We start from the raw sequence: 16,718 nt of genomic DNA on the forward strand, positions 1-16,718 counted from the left end.
GTAAATGCGCTGCGAGCCGACAATCACAAACTCAGGTTAGCCCACCTCACTAATCGCGGCCATCTGGCCCGCGACGTTTTCACCCTCACCCGCTTCGCTCCGCTCAGCGACCTCTCCCATCAAGGGAGAGGTGTAAAAACTACCCGGCCGGGGTTTCGATGACCGTGGCCTTGGTGATCGTCACCGGCGAGCGCGGCTTGTCGTTGCCGTCGACGGCGACCGAGCCGATCTTCTTCACCACGTCCAAGCTGGCCTGATCGGTCGTCTTGCCAAAGGCCGTGTATTGCCGGTCCAAGTGGGTGTGCCGGTCCAAGCAGATGAAGAACTGCGAGCCGGCCGAGTTGGGATCGTTGGTCCGGGCCATCGACAGCACGCCTGGCTCGTGCTTCCGGTCGTTGAACTCAGCCTTGATCGTGTAGCCCGGGCCGCCGGTGCCGCGTCCCTCGGGGCAGCCACCTTGGATCATGAAGCCCTTGATGATCCGGTGAAAACTCACACCGTTGTAGAAGCCGATCTCGGCCAGCCCCAGCAGATTGTTCACGTGCCCCGGCGCGACGTCCGCCCACATATCCAGCAGGATGTCCCCCTGGTTCGTCTCGAGTTTCAACTGGTACTTGTTCTTCGCGAAATCGAATGACTTCTGAGCAGCTTCGACTTCGGCTTTGCGACTGTCAGCCATGATACGTTCCTTCAGCATAAGTGATTTGAAAATGTTCGTGAATTAACAACCGCACTTGCCCCGCATTCGACCTGATTCTGCCTTTTTTCCGACGTCGTGCCCGTCGTGTCGTCGTGGTCGAATTCGATCTACGATTTAAGGCCTGCCCCCAGCGCGCTGTTGGATCATGCGGAACAGTTGTTGGTACTCGGGACGCGGCTCCAAATCAAGGAGTCGCTTGGCGTAAATCGCCGCTTCACGCCACTTTTCCAACTGAGCATAGAGCACCGCCGTGGCGTACAGATACGCCGAGACTTGTGGTTCGAGCGTACACGCACGTGTCAGGGCCTGTTCCGCCTCGCCGGTGCGTCCCAGCTTCTGCAGCGCCAACCCCAGGTTGTATTGCACGCGCCCGACATTCGGAGACAACTGGGCGGCTTGCCGCAGCGCCTCGGTCGCATCGGAAAGTCGTGATTCGTTCTCGGCAATCACCAGCCCCAGGTTGTACCAGGCCTCGCTGTAGCGCGGCTCAATCTTGATCACCTCGCGGAATAGTCGCTCGGCCTCGGCGTTGTTCCCCAGCGCGTGCTCGACGGTGGCCAGTTGCATCCGCGACTGGCCGGCTTGCAGTCCGTTGCGGGCCAGCATGATCGCCAGCTTGTATTCGTCGCGCGCCTTTTCGAGCTGCCCTTGATTGAAATAGACCGTGGCTTCGATCATGTGCGGGCCGGCGTCATCGTTCGTCGCTTGCAAGCCGGCGCGCAATTCGGCCAAAGCCGCGTCCAACTGCCGCGCCTGGTCCGCCGTCATCTGCCCGCGCTGCACATGCGTCAACACCTTGGCCGCCTCGGTGCGCACCAGCCGGATCGGATCGCCGAGCAGCGGCATCAATCGTCGTCGCAACTCGGCTTGCTGTTCCGGCGACGTGGCACCGGCCATGTCGAACGTCTGCACCGCCGTGGCGCGGACCAAGGGGTCACGATCGGTCAGCGCCTTTTCAAACGTCAATTGCGCGTTGGTCCCGCCGATGCGCGACAGCATGTTGATGGCCGTGGCCCGAACGATGTCGGGAACCACGACGGCCTTGTCGGCGCCGGGTCGGTCCTGGGCCAGCTCGCGCAACAGTCTATTGGCCTCGTCGGCGGGTGCCGCGGCGGCGTGGGCCAGGTGCTCGTGATAGGGGCTCTGCTTGCGAACCGGGCCGTACCATTCCACCACTTTGTCGGCCGCCCACTGAGCCGCTTTGTCGGTGGGCAGCTTCGGCACCTTGGCGTCGTTCGGCTCGACGGCAATCGCCTTGCCCGTCGCATCGGTCTTTTCGACATGGCAATCATTGCACGCATTCGGCACGCCGTACTTCACGGTCAGATCGGGTCGCGGCACGCGCAGGCTATGATCGCGCCGCGGATCGATCACCATATAGGTCCGTTCGGGCATGTGGCAATTCACGCACTGCCCGCCGGCGCTCTCGAACTTGTGGTGATGATGGGTCGGAGAATCGTAGTTCCCCTTGGCCAACGTGTGACAGCGCAGGCAAAGCTGATTCCCCTCGAACCGCAGCTTCAACGAATGAGGATCGTGGCAGTCGCTGCAGCGGACATTCTCGCGATACATCCGGCTTTGATGGAACGAGCCATATTCGTAGACCTCGTCGCGTATCTGCCCGTCGGCCGTGTACAGCGGCTGCTCGATCAGCTCGGGCTGATAAAAGTCCAGAAACTCGTGCCCTGGCAGATAGTCTCCATGCACCACGCGACGACGCGCGTGGCAGCGCGCACAGGCGTCGACCTGCGCCTTGTTCGCAGTGGTCTTCAATTGCGCCAGGCCGTAGCCATAGCGGCGATCCCAGAACACGCGGCGGTTCTTGGCGATCTCGACGTGCAGGCTTGCCGGCCCGTGGCAAGCTTCGCAACTGACGTCGATTTCGCTGAACGTGGTGTGGTAGGTGTTTGACTTGACGTCGAAGTTCTTTTGCAGATTCGTCGAATGGCACTCGGCGCACATGTAGTTCCAGTTCGACGCCGGCTTGGTCCAGTGCAATTCATCCCCCGGCGGCACACGCTCGTCGGGATGCAAATCGAACCAGCGTTTCCCCTTCACATCCCAGGCGATTGACAGCACCTGCACACGCCCGTCGGGAAATTCGACCATGTACTGCTGCAAGGGCCGGACGCCGAACACGTACTTGATCGCGAACTTTTCCAGCTTCCCTGCGGCATTCTCGGTGGTGACGAAGAACTTGTCTCCGTCACGGTCCATGGTCGACGTGATGCCAAAGTGCGTGAACTCCTGGTGGTCGAAGTTGCCCAGCACCGTCTCGGGCGTGGCCAGGTCCATCGCCAGATCATGATCCGACCCGTTCCAGGCTTCGCTTTCGGCGCGGTGACACTCGGCGCACGATTCACGCCCGACGAACTTGGCTTCCCGGCCGGCCGGCAACGCCCAAAAGTAATCAGCGGCCAAACCAATCGCCGCCACTCCGACGACGCAACCAGCCACAACGAACAACAAGCGGCGCGATTTCACCCAGCCACCTCGCTCTCGGTGGTCGATGGCGTCAGCCCCTCGATGTCGTGGACCGGGTAGTTGCTGAACCGAATCGTTGAATGCCGATTGAACCACTCGGCAATCGCCGGCTCGAAGCCGCGGTCATAATCGGCGCACGCGGCCAAGGTTTGCCCCATCGGCGCATCGCACAGCTCGGCGTCGTCGACGATCACTTGCCCCGCTTTGATTACATAGCGCGGCAGCTCGAACATCTGCTGCACGTCGGCATTCGGCGCATAGATCGTCACGTCGGCGTCGGCCCCCACGCCCAGGTGCCCCTTGTCGCGCAGGCCCAGCATTCGCGCCGGGCCGGCCCGGGTGATGATGGCGATTTCATACAGCGAGTATTTGCGATCCAACTCGCCAATCAGCGAACGCTGGCGCACTTGCTCGGGCAGCCGGCGCGCCACCTCGCGGCGGAAGTCGCTGTCCATCAGCAGCTTGATGATCTGCGGATACGCCAGGAACGAACCGCCGTTCGGATGATCGGTCGTCAGCGCCACCCGCCACGGATCGTTGACCAGCAAGAACCATTCCAGCCCGATCGCCCATTGCAGCGCGTTGATCAGGCTTTTATCCTTGTACTCGATCGGGCAGATGCCGCAGCCCGCCTCCAACTCGGTATCGCTCGAAAACCACTTGGTCTTATAGACCCGCGACAGGTAATAACCCAGCGGTCCGTCACCGGTCATGCTGGTGGTGCGGCCAAACAACACCTGCCCCACGTCGACGGTGATGTTCTGGTGCGCGTTCACATAGTCGGCCAACGGCTGCACTTTGGAATTGAACGACGTTTCGTCGTCGGGGCCGCCGCCGTAGCTGTGAAATTGAATATGCGTTAAGTGTCCGCGCTGGCCGTCGATGGCCCGCATGGTCTCCAGCGTCGTCGACCAGTTGCCCGGCACGCCCAAATTGTTGCAGTGGATGTGCACCGGGTGAGGCAGCTTCAGCTCATTAGCCGCGCGCGTAATCTCGGAAACAATCGCCCGCGGCGTGACATTGAACACGCCGACTTGCTCGTCCAGCCCATGCACGTTGCCGGCTGTTTCTTTCCAGACTTCGACGCCGCCAGGATTCACGATCTTGGGCGCGTAACCCCGCGCAGCGCCGAGCAGCCAACCGACAAAAGCTCGCAACCGCTCGGGCTCGCGATCGCGGATCGCCTGCATGATGAAATGGTTGTTCCCCATCAGGACAAAGAAGCCCTTGTCCAGACAGGGTGTATCGGCCAGTTCTTGATGGGCGCTGTGGGCGGCCAGGGGCGTGATCGCCGCATCGAACGCCGTGGTGTAACCGAGCGCGGCGTACTTGTAGCCAGTGGCGAACGTGCTGGGGACCGCGCCCAAGGTGCCGCTACGCCAACCGGGGCGGCGGGCGACGACCGGCGAGGTGCGCTTGTCGTCGGGGCGCATCTTGCGCGCCAGATTCACCTTGGGGCCGGCAATATGACAGTGCATGTCCACGCCGCCAGGCATCACCACCATGCCGCGGGCATCGATCGTCCGCACCGGGCGCACGCTCGGGTCGGTCGGCGCAGGGACGACCTTGCCCCCGTCGAGCCAGACGTCGGCCACCTGGCCGTCGACGCCATGCACCGGGTCGTAGACCCGTCCGCCTTGAATTCGCAGCAAACTCATAGCCCTTCAGTGTAATCAACGCCAGTCGATTGGTCGTCCCCCGGCGGTGTGTTATGTTCCTAGGCATGAATCACACCAGTTTTGCCAGTTCACGCGTGGCCGCCGCCTGGCACGAGATTCAAGCCGCTCGCGCTTACACCGTGCGGCTGCTCGAAGACATCGGCCCCGACGATTGGTTCTGGATGCCGCCCCAGGGAATCACGCACGTGGCCTGGCAGGTCGGGCATCTGGCGATGGCGAACTATCGACTGGCACTCGAACGCATCCGCGATCATCGGCCCAGCGACGATGCGCTAATCAGCCCCGATTTTGTCGCCACGTTTGCCAAGGGGTCCGCGCCAACATTGAACGCCGGGGCGTATCCGCCGCCGGCCGAGATTCGCGTCGTGTTCGATCGGGTGTACGAGCAAGCGGCCCGCGAGCTGCCGAACCTGTCCGACCTGGAATGCGACGCCGCGCCGCACAAGCCCCACCCGTTGGCCGCGACCAAGCTCGAATGCCTGCTCTGGAACGCGCGGCACGAGATGCTGCACGCCGGACAGATTGGCTTGCTGCGCCGGCTGATGGGGAAGCCGAGCCTTTGGTGAGCCAGGGGGCGAGAACATTTTTTCCTGTTAGCGATCCAATCCCAGTCAGCGATGAGCGAATAGAAATGGCGAAATCGACAACAACCAAGCCAGCTTCCGCTTCGTATTTAACGAATCCGACCGTATGGGTGCTGGTCGTCGGCGCGATCGGCATGTTCAGTTGTGTGATGCCCTGGAAGACGCCGTCGCCGCAGGACAATGGGCAAGGAGCCGGCAGTTGGCTGGGCTTTGCGTCGTTGATCCTCTGCCTGGCGGTCAGTTCGTTGCTGTCGATCGTGGTCACTTGGAAGCCGCAACCCGGCTGGGTCGCATACCCGCCGCTGGCCGTGGGAGTGGTGCTGCTGTTGATGGCGATTGCGTATGCCGTGACGGCGTTTGATCAAAGCGCCGGCGATTTTGTACGAGCTGACATTGCCCGCAGCGGCGGGCTGAAAACCAGCCTGATGTACGGATATTATTTGCAGATCGTCGTCGACTTGGCAATGATTGGCCTCGGGGCCTATCAACTTGTTCAGCCAAAGAAAACAAACGCCGCCAGCGCCGCCGCACAACCAGCCAAGAAACCGGGCCTACGTAAGTAATCATTCAAACACCTTAGCGTCATTCCAAACTGGGGAGATGTTCGTATGGGACTGATGGACAAACTTCGCGGCGAGTTCATTGACATCATTCAATGGACCGAGCCGTCGCAGAACGAAATCCTGGCCTATCGCTTCCCGCGCTATAACAACGAAATCAAGATGGGGGCCAAGCTCGTCGTCCGCGAGGGACAGAACGCCGTCTTTGTCAACGAAGGAAAGCTGGCCGATGTGTTCGCGCCAGGGACGTACACCCTGTCGACCCAGAACATGCCCATCTTGGCCACGCTGCAAGGGTGGAAGTACGGCTTCGAGTCGCCGTTCAAGGCCGAAGTCTATTTCATCTCGATGCGCCAATGGACCGACCAGAAATGGGGCACGGCCAACCCGATTATGATTCGCGACCCCGAGTTCGGCCCGGTGCGAATTCGCGCCTTTGGCACCTACGCCATGCATGTCTCGGAACCGGCCGTGTTCCTGAAGGAACTGGTGGCGACCGATCCGTCGTTCGAGACGTTTGAAATCTCGAACCAGTTGCGCAACACCATCGTCTCGCGGTTTGCCGACGTGATGGGGCAAATCAAGATGCCGATCCTCGATCTGGCCGGCAATTACGAGAAGCTCAATCAGTTGGCGCTGCAAACCATCAAGCCCGACCTGGCCCAACTGGGCCTGGCGCTGACGATGTTCTATGTCGAGAACATTTCATTGCCCGAGGAAGTCGAAAAGGCGCTCGACACTCGCAGCAAGATGAGCGTGATCGGTGATTTGAACCGGTACACCCATTATCAGGCCGCCACGGCCATCGGCGACGCCGCCAACAACCCCGGCGGCGCGGCCGGCGCTGGCGTAGGTCTGGGGGCGGGCATCGCGGTAGGTGGGCAGATGGCCAATGTGCTGGCCGGCTCGATGGGGGCCGGGACGGCGCCGCCACCCTTGCCAACTGCCGCGGGGTTCTACGTGGCCGTCAATGGCCAGCAAGCGGGGCCGTTCGACCTGCCGACACTTGGCACCATGCTACAGAACGGGCAGTTGAAGCGCGACTCGCTAGTCTGGCGACGCGGGCTGACCGAATGGGTGGCGGCCTCGACGGTACCCGATCTGGCGTCGCTGTTCGCCGCGGCCCCTCCGCCGCTGCCGCCGCAATAACGTGTCTCTCATTCGCCTGGTAGTGGATGGACCCGAGCGATGAGCGACGCGGTAGCGCCGAATCGATCAGACCCTAGCGCAAGCGCCGCCGGCGCTATTGCCGCGCCGGTCGTGGCCGAAGTCGTCGAGCAACGTCCTGCGCCGCCGACCGAGAAGAAGTTTCCCTGTCGGAATTGTGGCGCGAAGCTGACCTTCGATCCGACGGCCGAGTCGTTGCATTGCCCTTACTGCGGCCACACCGAGGCGATTACCGTCGAGCAGGCCGACGTGGCCGAGAACGACCTGGAAACATGGCTCTCTCGCCAGGCCGAGCAACAGCAGCAAGAGGTCACCAACCCCAACGCCGCCGAAGTGCGCTGCGAGAGCTGCGGCGCGGTGGTGGTGTTCGATGCCCACGTCGCGGCTGATCGCTGTCCGTTTTGCGCGACGACGCTGCAGAACAAGCCGACGCCGGTTCACGCGCTGATCGCCCCCAAAGGGGTGCTGCCGTTCGCCGTCGACGAGCGAAACGCCATCGAGGCCTTCAATCGCTGGATTACCAGCCGCTGGTTCGCGCCGACCGAGCTGAAACAATTGGCAAACCTGGGACAGCTCTCGGGCATCTATGTTCCGTACTGGACCTACGATTCGATGACGGTCACCTGGTACACCGGCCAGCGCGGCGACGATTACCAGGTGCCCGAGACGTACACGACCACCAATTCGCAAGGCCAGACCGAAACCCACACGCGAATGGTCACGTACACGTCGTGGACCAACGTCAACGGCCGGGTCGATCACTTTTTTGACGACGTGCTGATCTGCGCGTCGAAGAGCTTGCCGGCCGACTTGCTGGCCAAGTTGACATCATGGGATCTGGAGCACCTGCGGCCGTTCGATCTGGCCTTTCTGGCCGGCTTCAAGACCGAGCGTTACGCCATCGACCTGGGGGGCGGGTTCGAGTTGGCCAAAGGCATCATGGACGGCGTGATCCGGCAACTCTGCTGCCAGGACATCGGCGGCGATCACCAGACGCTGTCGACGGTCAAGACGCAGCACGCGGCCATGACATTCAAACACATCCTGCTGCCGATCTGGCTAGCGGTTTATCGCTATCAGGATCGGACATTCCGCATCCTGGTCAACGCCCGCACCGGCCAGGTAAGCGGCTCGCGGCCCTATAGCTGGGCCAAGATCACGCTGGCCGTGGTGGCCGGAGCGGCCGCCGTGGCGACGATCGTGGCCGTGGTGATGTATATGCAGGGGTAAGAAGAGGGGCTAGTGAGCGAACGTAGTTAGTGGGTGGCCCAGCCGCTTGTCGGCTGGGTCGCGCAGCGACAAGAAGAACGATCGACACGACAAACCGGGCAAACCCAGGCGTTGCAGAGGCTTCTTCTTGTTGCTTCGCAACACGGCCGACGAGCGGCCGTGCCATCCAAGGGAAGCTATTTCATTGAGACATCGCGGGATCATGGCATCTTCAATTCACGTCCGCGATGCCTCGTCTGACGATGTTGCCATCATCGCCGAGTTCAACTCTCGCTTGGCCGAAGAGAGCGAGCATAAGCGGCTTGATCCAAACGTGATCCAGCGCGGCGTCGCCCGTGGAATGGCGCGACCCGAGCAGTGTCGCTATTTCCTGGCCGAAATCGACGGGCAAGTTATCGGCCAGACGATGATCACGTTCGAGTGGACCGACTGGCGCGACGGGATCCTCTATTGGCTGCAAAGCGTCTTCGTCCGGCCCGAGTACCGCGGCCAGGGCGTATTCCGCGCGCTGTTCGACCATGTGATGCAAACCGCCAAGGCCGATCCTGACGCGCGTGGCATGCGCCTGTACGTCGAGCGCGAGAACACGGCCGCGTTGGCCACGTACGGCCGATTGGGAATGCAGCCGAGCGGGCATCTGCTGTATGAAATCGACTGGTCCGGCGCGGTGCGTGACAAGTAATTGAATCACAGAGACCAGAAGCAGCGCACCATCGCCCCTTGTGGGGTAGGGGGTCTTAATTGGCGCGCAGGGTATTCAACGCGCGATCATTTCGCCGCGGCCGGCTCTTCGGCGAAGTGCTCGCGATACTTCCGTGACATCTGGCGGCGGATTTCGGCATAGACCTCGGTGGTCATCAGATTGCTGTGGTCGCGGTCAGGTACGATCTTGATCTCGGCATCGCTCCCCAACTCCTTCAGCCGCGCGGCAAGCTTCTCGGCCGCCCCTTCGAGGTAAAACGTGTCGACCGCCCCCATGTAGACGTGCAGCTTGCCGCGCAGCTTGGGCTCAAGCCGCGACCAGTTCCGCTCTAAATACAAGCTGATGTCGTATGCCTCCCAAGTCTTGGCCACTGCGGGGACGATTAACCCAGTCTGTCGATTCCAGAGTTTCTGGGGGGAGCCATCGTCGGCCAACTGGCTGAACGCCGCCTCGAACGAACGCAATTGCCCGCCGCGCTTGATCACGTCATCCATTTTGCAGAACGAATCGTACCAGAGCATGGGCTTGCCGTTGCGCCGCGCGATCGGCCGCCGATTTCCCTCGGGATCGGTGAACATGTTCTGCGGCGGCTCGGCGTACAGGTCGATCTGTTGGAAGTCGCGGAAGTCGACCGGGTCGGGGGCCGTGCTCCAAACGCCGCTAAACGTGTCCGGATATTTCACCTGCACCCACAAGCTCGACCAGCCCCCCGAGCTGTGCCCCGAGAGGAACCGCGCTCGCGGATCGGCAATCGTCCGAAAGCGGCGATCGATTTCGGGAATGATCTCGTCGATCAGGGCTTGGCCGCGTGGGCCGTTGGTGGCGCTGTCGGCGAAACAGTGATGCCCCCACTGGCACTGGCCGTCGAGAAAGACGCGAATGAAATCGACCGCCTTGGCTTCGACCGCCGGAGCCGCCGCCGCGTAGCGCAAGGCGTCACGATGGCTGCCGCCAAAGCCGGGGATCGAGTAAATCACCGGAAAGCGCTGCTCGGTGTCGCGAAAGTAAGCAGCAGGCAACACGACGCCCACCGGCTCGACGACAGGCCGGCGGTGAAAATCGCTCAGCAGCTTGCTCTTTATTTCGACTCGCTTTAGCCAGTCACGTTCGGCAAACGTCTGCGCAGCCACCGACTGGTTCAGGCGTAGCTTGACCACGTGGTCAGCATCGCGGGTAATCGAAGCCTCGACGATCGGACTGTATCGATTGCCGACGCCACGCGAAGGCTGCGGCACATCAAGGTTCGAGTGCAGAATCGCCTGACAGTGATACCGCCCTTCTTCAATTGTGTTGAGCGGCCCTGGATAACCGTCGGCCGTGGCGTCGACACGCACTGTTGAGCCCGGCTGGACGTCCTTCACATCCAGGCCGAAAAACGGCTCGGGACGAAACCAGTTGGGGCCGTTCATCGGCGCTGGCGATTCCTGCGCCGACAGGAACACGAACAATCGGCCGCTAGTTTTATGAGCGCCCTCGGGCAGCATCACCTCGAACTCGGTCGCGGCCAACGGCGCGGAACCAAGCACACACAGCGCGAGCGCCAGGAACGCGCATCGCCGCAGGCTCCGCATCTCGATTAGTTCGCTCCACAGCATCCCGGATTCTCTTCGCGAATTGCCTGATTGTCGCCCGAAGGAACTGTTCGATCGTAACACCGCGTCCGTCTGGTTGCACCCCCGGGGGCTCAAGGTGTAGGCTGCCGCTATGAACGGATTGCGAGATATTCCCGAGGTGGCCGCGCTCGACGCCCCGCGCGGCATGGTGCGGATACCAGCCGAGCTCGACGTGCCGCTGACGCCGCGCGTGCGGGCCTTGATCGACACCGCCGAGTTCCGCCGCCTGGCCCGGATCAGCCAGTTGGGGCTCGTCTCGCTGGTCTATCCGTCGGCCTTGCACACGCGATTTGAACATTCGCTGGGGGTCTATCGCCTGGCCCTGATGTTCTTACGCCAGTTGAGCCAGGACGCGCGATTTGCCGAGGCGATTCGCCCGATCGACGCCGAAGCGTTCATTTGCGCCGCCCTGCTTCACGATCTGGGCCACTGGCCGTTCTGTCACCCGATCGAAGACATGCACCTGCCCGGCGTGCCGCGGCACGAATTATTCGCCAACAGTTTTCTGCTCGAAGGGGACATCGCCGACACGCTCCGCGACGAGTGGGGACTGCAGCCGCGCGACGTGGTGAGCATTCTCTCCGAGCAGCAACGACCGCAGGGGGGGCGCATCCTGGCCAGCCTTCTTTCCGGGCCGATCGACATCGACAAGATGGACTATCTGGCCCGCGACAGCTTGCACGCCGGCGTGCCCTACGGTCGCAATTTCGATCAAGGCCGGCTGATCGGCAGCCTGTGCCTGAACGAAGCTGGCGACGGGCTGGCGATCACCGACAAGGGCAAAACCGCGGCCGAGATGATGCTGTTCGCCCGGTACGTGATGTTCAGCGAAGTCTATTGGCATCACGGCGTGCGCTCGGCAACGGCGATGTTCCAGCGAGCGTTTTACCTGCTGCACCACGCGCTCGACCTCGATCGACTGTTCCGAATGAACGAGCCCGAGATGATTGCCGAGTTGTTGCGGCGCAGCGACGGCACGCCGGCCGGTGTGTTGCTCGACGGGCTGTTTGGGCCCGAGCGGCAATTGTACAAGCGGGTGACGCAATGCAGTTGGTTCGAGCAGCGCGAGCTGTTCGAGCTGCTGTCGCGGCGGCCGCAGGCCTGGCTGGTGGCGTGCGCCGAAAAGTTCGCCCATCTGGCCAGCCGGCAACTCGGTCGGGTGATTGCCCCGCACGAGATTCTGTTCGACGCCCCGCCGCAAGAACGCGAAGTCGAGTTCAACGTCGAAGTCTTCTACAGCAAAGAGGGACGCTACCGCTGGCTCGGCGACGTGTCCCCGGTGGTGCGGACCTTGGCCGAGCATCAATTTGACGACTATGTGAAACGCGTCCGCATCTACGCTCATCCCCGCGTCGCCGCCGAACTGCGAGAGCTAGAAGGTCTGGCGGTGTTGCTGATGGAAGCGGTGGAGGAGAATGACAAGTGATGAGTGCTGAATGATGAGTGATGAATAGAAAACCGCAGCAATCCTCACTCATCATTCATCACTCAGCATTTCCCGATACTCTTCCCAGGTGTTACAGTTGCGCAGCGAGTCGAGTCCTGGATCGACGTCGCGGAGTTCCTCGGCCGCGATCTGGCGCGTGTCGAGTTGGTTCAATAGCCGCCAGATGCTCCGTTGCTCGGCTGTCAGGGCCTGTTCGATCTGGGGCAATACCCGGGCGCGATAGGCGGCCGCCAACGGTTGATAGAACCCACCGATGAATGGGACCGCGCAGTCGTGCGCGCCGAGCAAACTGGAAACCCGCTCGATCCACTCCGCGCGCAACAAGGGCGCGTCGCAACTGGTTGCGAACGCGACGGCCTGATCGTCCCCCAGGGCGCGCAAGCCAGCCGCCAGACCTTCGAGCGGGCCGCGCCCCGGCGTGCGGTCATGAACGACTTGTACCGCGGGCGGGAGCGCCGGTAACGCTTGCCCCGGCGCGGCCACGACGACAACTCGACTGGTGGCTGAGCCTACGATGCGAACCATCCGCTCGATCAGCGTCTCGCCACCGAACGGGAGCGTGGCTTTGTCCTGGCGCATGCGCGAGCTGGCGCCGCCGCAGAGAATCAGCCCACAAGGTCGATCGGCAGACATGCTGTCCTCGCTACGTTATGATGGTAAGCCAACGAACGTCGCGGCCCGCGCCCGAGCGTTCGTCATTCGGACTTCGTCATTCGGATTTTGCACGCACGATGCCCCTGCGCCTTACCTATCGTACCCGCGCCGCGACGGCGCTCGAAGTCGACAGCCTGGCCCCCGACCGGCTGGCGGGGCTTTCGGCGGCCCAGGTGGCGACTTTGCCGGCCTGGCACGGCAAGCGGCAAGTGCCGCTGGGGGAGTTCTTTGACGTCGCGGGCTCGATCGACGACGGCCGGCTGGAACTGGTCGGAGAACTGTCGAATGTCCACGGCGTGGGCCGAGGCATGGCGGCCGGCGAATTGCATGTCACAGGCAACGTCGGGCGGCACGCCGGGGCCGAGATGCGCGGCGGCCGACTGCAAATCGACGGCTCGGCCGATGATTGGCTGGGGGTCGAGATGCGAGGCGGTACGATCGTCGTGCGGGGGAACGCCGGACGCTGTGCCGGGGGCGCATACGTTGGCTCGTCGCGCGGCATGCGCGGCGGCTCGATCGTGATTCATGGCGACGCCGGCGCCGAAGTCGGCCATACCATGCGGCGCGGCCTCATTGCCGTCGGCGGACTCGTAGGAGACTTTGCCGCCATCAACATGATTGCTGGAACCATCGTGGCTGCGCAAGGCTGTGGGGCCCGGCCGGCGGCGGGGATGCGACGTGGCAGCCTGATTGTGTTGGCCGGAAGGCCGGAGCTGCTGCCGATGTTTCGCCCCTCGGGTCGGTGCCAGCCGACGTACCTGCGGCTGTACGAGGAGTTCCTACGCGGGCTGGGCTTCACCCCCGAGAACTGGCCAACCGCGTTCGAGCAATTCGCCGGCGATCATCTGAACGGCGGCCGCGGTGAAATCCTGATCGGCTGCGCGAGCTAGGGCTAGCGCCTGGGTGGCACCGATGGCTTAGCCATCGGTGTTGCGCAGCAACAAGAAACTCGATGGGCACGCGCAACCCCAATGGAAACTCGCCACCCGTGTGGGACGGCGCGCGAGGTTTCTTGTGGCCTTCGGCCACCCAGGTGAAAGCACCTGGGCCACCCACGACAGTCCGCCCTGGTAGCGACTCGTTAAAGAGTGATTCTACGAGCCCGAGCCTACCGGAGGCAGCATTTGCACCTGGTTGCTCGGCACCGCGACCGGCGGCGGCAAGCTTTCGACACTCAACGGCAGCCGGGCCTGGGGCGCTGTCGCCGCAGGTTGCGTCGGTGCGGCCGGTTGAGCTGGCCCGACCGGACGAATGATCGTCGGTTGTACCGGTGCGGTGGGCTGAGCCGGCGGCAGTAGTTGAGTTTGAACACCTGGCGCGGTGACGGGTTGCTGCGCGGCAGGCAAGGGCTGAATGCCCGCAGGCTGTTGCAGCGGCGGCGCTATCGGCGCGCCGGCATTCGGCCGCGCGGCCACGCGAGGTTCGGTGGTCGTTGTTCCTGCGGCGACGGCCGGCACAGACAGGACCGTTTGGTTCTTGTTGGCGCCGGACGTCCCGTTAGCCGCCAGTCCCGCGGCCGAAGCGCCCGAAAGCTGGGCGACCCATTGCGCGGCCTGCTCCATGTTGGGATCGGCGGCCACGGCTTGCTGGAACTCTTGCAAGGCGGCGGCCGACTGACCGCGTTCTTGCAGCAGATAGCCAATGTTGTAGTGAGCGACGGCCTTGCCGTGGACCGCTTGCAGTTGCGCGACGGCCTCGGGCGCACGGTTCAGTTCGACCAGCACCTTGGCCAGGTTGTTGCGATACAACACCCGATCGGGCTGCAGGTCGGTCGCCTTGCGGAGCGCTTTGGCCGAATCTTCCAGGTTGCCACGGCGGGCTTCACACAGGCCCAGGTCGTTCCACGTGCCCGCTTCGCTGGGCACGTTGCACAGCGCCTGGTGATAAATCTTCACCGCTTCATCGAACTTGCCCTGGCGATCGTAAAGCCGGGCCAGGCCGACCTGGGCGGAAAGATGCTTGGGCTCGATTTCGAGAGCTTTCTGATACTTGATGATCGCGTCGTCGAGATTGCCTTTACGCTCCTGCATGCGAGCGGCGATGACATAGGTCTCGGCGCTGGCGTTGGCGGGCGTCTTGAGCGACACGGCGTCGACCGTCTGAGCCTCGGGCTTCTTTTGTCCGATCCAGCCCGCGACCTTGTCGGTGGTCGAATGATAGGCCACCGACATCGACGTGCCGGCTTTCTGAAAGAAGTTGGCGTCTTCTTTGACGCCGAACTGCTTGTTCATTTCCTTATGCTGAGCGGCGGCCTGGGCCTTGGAGATATCCGCGTTCTTCTTGGCGGTTGCGGCCGGCGTGGGTTGCCCCGTGCCGCCCAGCCAGGACGGGACCGGAAAGCTGAAGCCCGAGCCGGTGGCGCAGCCCGACGCCGTAACGGCGGCCGTCAGCACCAGGGCGAGCAGATGGTTGTTGCGAAGCGCCACGAATCGTTCTCCTGCTGTTACCAGCAGTGCTAGCAAAAGGCCCTAAGGCGTCTCGCCTCTATCATCGGCCGGTTCGGGTGCTCCGCTCTATCGGAATCGTGACGAATGTAGGGGTTGGGGGGGTGAAGAGGGGGAAAAGTTGCTGGTTGCTAGTGGCTAGTTGCTAGTGCAGACAAAGCTGCAAAACCGTTGCATCGATGTGGCGAAGGTGGCGATGCAGGTCGTCCATCGCGATTTGCTGCTGGCTAATCGCCAATCGCTAGCCGCTAATCGCTTTTTGGCAACTGACAACGGACCACTGACCACGGACAAAACAGTTCACCACATCCCGAGACGTCCGACGACTTCGCCCGTCGCAAAGGACGCCAGGTTGGCGACGATGATCGCCACGTAGTCTCGCCGGGCGCCGGCCGGCGGCGACGCGGTTCGGCGATTGAAGGCCAGCCAGAACAGCAGGCATTCGGCCCCCGGGGCGAACACTTCGGCCACGAGCAAATACGGCCAGCGCGCATCATCGCTCAGCAGCAGCGCCGGCATCGTGAGAATCACGATCGGGTAAGTGCAGGCCGTCAGCCACAAGCCGGCCAGTAGCCGGTGGCGCAGCGAATGACACGCCCGCAGGCCGACCAACAGAATCGGCGTCTCAACCGCGACGGTCAGCAGATAGCCGCGCCAGAGAAAGGACCAAAGTTCGGTAGTGGTCATCGTCGAGTTGCGCAAAGAACGAGGGCCGGCGAACGAACAGCGACGTCCTCACAAAGGAACATGCATGTGCAAACAAAAACGCCCCGCGTGAAACTGGTTCACGCGGGGCGTTGTTTGTAAAAATCCGGCAGCACCTACTCTCGCACTTGTGGTACTACCATCGGCTCGGAAAGCTTAACTACCGTGTTCGGAATGGGAACGGGTGTGACCTTTCCGATATGGCCACCGGAAAAAAGTGGGCGGGGCGGTAAAACCCCGCACACTTGGGTGTTCTTTGACAGAACTGTTTTATCAACGTGCTTGGTTAAAGCAACGCTGTGGTTGAAGCAAGGTGGTCACGGCATCTAGCAGCCTGGAATCTGACGACGTACACGATTTGAGGAATCGCGTGGCAGAGCCTCTGTAAAGAAGCTTACCGTTACATCGCCGGAACACCGGGCGACTGGAAGCGTTTGATAAATGTGGTCAAGCAATCGTCCATTAGTACCGGTTAGCTAAGCACATTACTGCGCGTACACATCCGGCCTATCAACCTGGTCGTCTTCCAGGGGACTCTCGAGCTATTGCTCAACGAAACCTGATCTTGGAGCGGGCTTCACGCTTATATGCTTTCAGCGTTTATCCTTTCCGTTCTTAGCTATCCAGCCATGCCGCTAGCGCGACAACTGGAACACCAGAGGAACGTCCTTCTAAATCCTCTCGTACTAAAGAAGACCCTCCGCAAGTTTCGAACGCCCACAGTAGATAGGGACCGACCTGTCTCACG

General features: G+C 62.2%; 14 protein-coding genes and 2 rRNA genes. 7 read left to right on the plus strand and 9 right to left on the minus strand.

The genetic code is table 11. The annotated features are described in order from the left end of the window. Nucleotides 1-139: 139 nt before the first annotated feature. From JSS27_17440 to JSS27_17450, 3 genes are all read right to left on the minus strand, one after another. Nucleotides 140-679 carry a peptidylprolyl isomerase gene (locus tag JSS27_17440; GenBank protein ID MBS0210730.1) on the minus strand — a complete coding sequence of 180 codons (540 nt, stop codon included), beginning with the start codon at nt 677-679 and terminating at the stop codon, nt 140-142. Nucleotides 680-814: 135 nt separating this feature from the next. Then, the gene (locus JSS27_17445) at nt 815-3,184 is read right to left on the minus strand and encodes a tetratricopeptide repeat protein (GenBank protein MBS0210731.1); all 2,370 of its coding nucleotides are present in this window, start codon (nt 3,182-3,184) and stop codon (nt 815-817) included. Then, entirely contained in the window at nt 3,181-4,842 is a 1,662-nt protein-coding gene (locus JSS27_17450) for a formylmethanofuran dehydrogenase subunit A (protein ID MBS0210732.1), read from the minus strand. Before JSS27_17450 ends, JSS27_17445 begins: the two co-directional genes overlap by 4 nt. A 65-nt stretch (nt 4,843-4,907) precedes the next feature. Between JSS27_17450 and JSS27_17455 the strand changes: the two genes are divergently transcribed. The 5 genes from JSS27_17455 (at nt 4,908) to JSS27_17475 (ending at nt 9,086) form a co-directional block, all read left to right on the plus strand. Next, nucleotides 4,908-5,429 (plus strand): DinB family protein, encoded by a 522-nt coding sequence (locus tag JSS27_17455; GenBank protein MBS0210733.1) that lies wholly within the window; start codon nt 4,908-4,910, stop codon nt 5,427-5,429. After that, nucleotides 5,426-6,010 carry a hypothetical protein gene (locus JSS27_17460; protein ID MBS0210734.1) on the plus strand — a complete coding sequence of 195 codons (585 nt, stop codon included), beginning with the start codon at nt 5,426-5,428 and terminating at the stop codon, nt 6,008-6,010. The genes JSS27_17455 and JSS27_17460 overlap by 4 nt, the downstream gene beginning before the upstream one ends. A 45-nt stretch (nt 6,011-6,055) precedes the next feature. Next, complete coding sequence (locus tag JSS27_17465; GenBank protein MBS0210735.1) at nt 6,056-7,156, plus strand: SPFH domain-containing protein; 1,101 nt, start codon at nt 6,056-6,058, stop codon at nt 7,154-7,156. Nucleotides 7,157-7,195: 39 nt separating this feature from the next. Then, the gene (locus JSS27_17470) at nt 7,196-8,404 is read left to right on the plus strand and encodes a hypothetical protein (protein ID MBS0210736.1); all 1,209 of its coding nucleotides are present in this window, start codon (nt 7,196-7,198) and stop codon (nt 8,402-8,404) included. Between the two features lie 202 nt (nt 8,405-8,606). Further along, entirely contained in the window at nt 8,607-9,086 is a 480-nt protein-coding gene (locus tag JSS27_17475) for a GNAT family N-acetyltransferase (protein ID MBS0210737.1), read from the plus strand. 86 nt (nt 9,087-9,172) lie between these two features. On the opposite strand, the gene JSS27_17480 is transcribed toward JSS27_17475, so the two are convergent. Next, entirely contained in the window at nt 9,173-10,702 is a 1,530-nt protein-coding gene (locus tag JSS27_17480) for a hypothetical protein (protein ID MBS0210738.1), read from the minus strand. Between the two features lie 109 nt (nt 10,703-10,811). On the opposite strand from JSS27_17480, the gene JSS27_17485 reads away from it, so the two are divergent. After that, nucleotides 10,812-12,146: an HD domain-containing protein gene (locus tag JSS27_17485; GenBank protein MBS0210739.1), complete on the plus strand. Its 1,335-nt coding sequence runs from the start codon at nt 10,812-10,814 to the stop codon at nt 12,144-12,146. A 51-nt stretch (nt 12,147-12,197) separates the two neighbouring features. Here JSS27_17485 and JSS27_17490 read toward each other — a convergent pair whose 3' ends face one another. Then, complete coding sequence (locus tag JSS27_17490) at nt 12,198-12,800, minus strand: molybdenum cofactor guanylyltransferase (GenBank protein MBS0210740.1); 603 nt, start codon at nt 12,798-12,800, stop codon at nt 12,198-12,200. A 98-nt stretch (nt 12,801-12,898) separates the two neighbouring features. On the opposite strand from JSS27_17490, the gene JSS27_17495 reads away from it, so the two are divergent. Beyond that, entirely contained in the window at nt 12,899-13,711 is an 813-nt protein-coding gene (locus JSS27_17495) for a formylmethanofuran dehydrogenase subunit C (GenBank protein ID MBS0210741.1), read from the plus strand. 204 nt (nt 13,712-13,915) lie between these two features. Here JSS27_17495 and JSS27_17500 read toward each other — a convergent pair whose 3' ends face one another. The 4 genes from JSS27_17500 to JSS27_17515 form a co-directional block, all read right to left on the minus strand. After that, nucleotides 13,916-15,247, minus strand: a complete 1,332-nt coding sequence (locus JSS27_17500) for a tetratricopeptide repeat protein (protein ID MBS0210742.1) — start codon at nt 15,245-15,247, stop codon at nt 13,916-13,918. 318 nt (nt 15,248-15,565) lie between these two features. Further along, on the minus strand, nt 15,566-15,952 hold the full coding sequence (locus tag JSS27_17505) for a hypothetical protein (GenBank protein MBS0210743.1): 387 nt from the start codon (nt 15,950-15,952) through the stop codon (nt 15,566-15,568). Nucleotides 15,953-16,074: 122 nt separating this feature from the next. Then, nucleotides 16,075-16,182, minus strand: a 5S ribosomal RNA gene (gene rrf / locus JSS27_17510). A 231-nt stretch (nt 16,183-16,413) separates the two neighbouring features. Then, a 23S ribosomal RNA gene (locus JSS27_17515) occupies nt 16,414-16,718 on the minus strand; the annotation flags it as partial.

Source organism: Planctomycetota bacterium, from assembly GCA_018242585.1.
In the GTDB taxonomy this organism is placed as follows: domain Bacteria; phylum Planctomycetota; class Planctomycetia; order Pirellulales; family PNKZ01; genus JAFEBQ01.

Bases quoted from the DNA above. Each gene is read 5' to 3' on its own strand.
- JSS27_17440 (MBS0210730.1), bottom strand. From the start codon at position 679: ATGGCTGACAGTCGCAAAGCCGAAGTCGAAGCTGCTCAGAAGTCATTC.
- JSS27_17450 (MBS0210732.1), bottom strand. From the start codon at position 4,842: ATGAGTTTGCTGCGAATTCAAGGCGGACGGGTCTACGACCCGGTGCAT.
- JSS27_17455 (MBS0210733.1), top strand. From the start codon at position 4,908: ATGAATCACACCAGTTTTGCCAGTTCACGCGTGGCCGCCGCCTGGCAC.
- JSS27_17465 (MBS0210735.1), top strand. From the start codon at position 6,056: ATGGGACTGATGGACAAACTTCGCGGCGAGTTCATTGACATCATTCAA.
- JSS27_17470 (MBS0210736.1), top strand. From the start codon at position 7,196: ATGAGCGACGCGGTAGCGCCGAATCGATCAGACCCTAGCGCAAGCGCC.
- JSS27_17475 (MBS0210737.1), top strand. From the start codon at position 8,607: ATGGCATCTTCAATTCACGTCCGCGATGCCTCGTCTGACGATGTTGCC.
- JSS27_17480 (MBS0210738.1), bottom strand. From the start codon at position 10,702: ATGCTGTGGAGCGAACTAATCGAGATGCGGAGCCTGCGGCGATGCGCG.
- JSS27_17485 (MBS0210739.1), top strand. From the start codon at position 10,812: ATGAACGGATTGCGAGATATTCCCGAGGTGGCCGCGCTCGACGCCCCG.
- JSS27_17490 (MBS0210740.1), bottom strand. From the start codon at position 12,800: ATGTCTGCCGATCGACCTTGTGGGCTGATTCTCTGCGGCGGCGCCAGC.
- JSS27_17495 (MBS0210741.1), top strand. From the start codon at position 12,899: ATGCCCCTGCGCCTTACCTATCGTACCCGCGCCGCGACGGCGCTCGAA.
- JSS27_17505 (MBS0210743.1), bottom strand. From the start codon at position 15,952: ATGACCACTACCGAACTTTGGTCCTTTCTCTGGCGCGGCTATCTGCTG.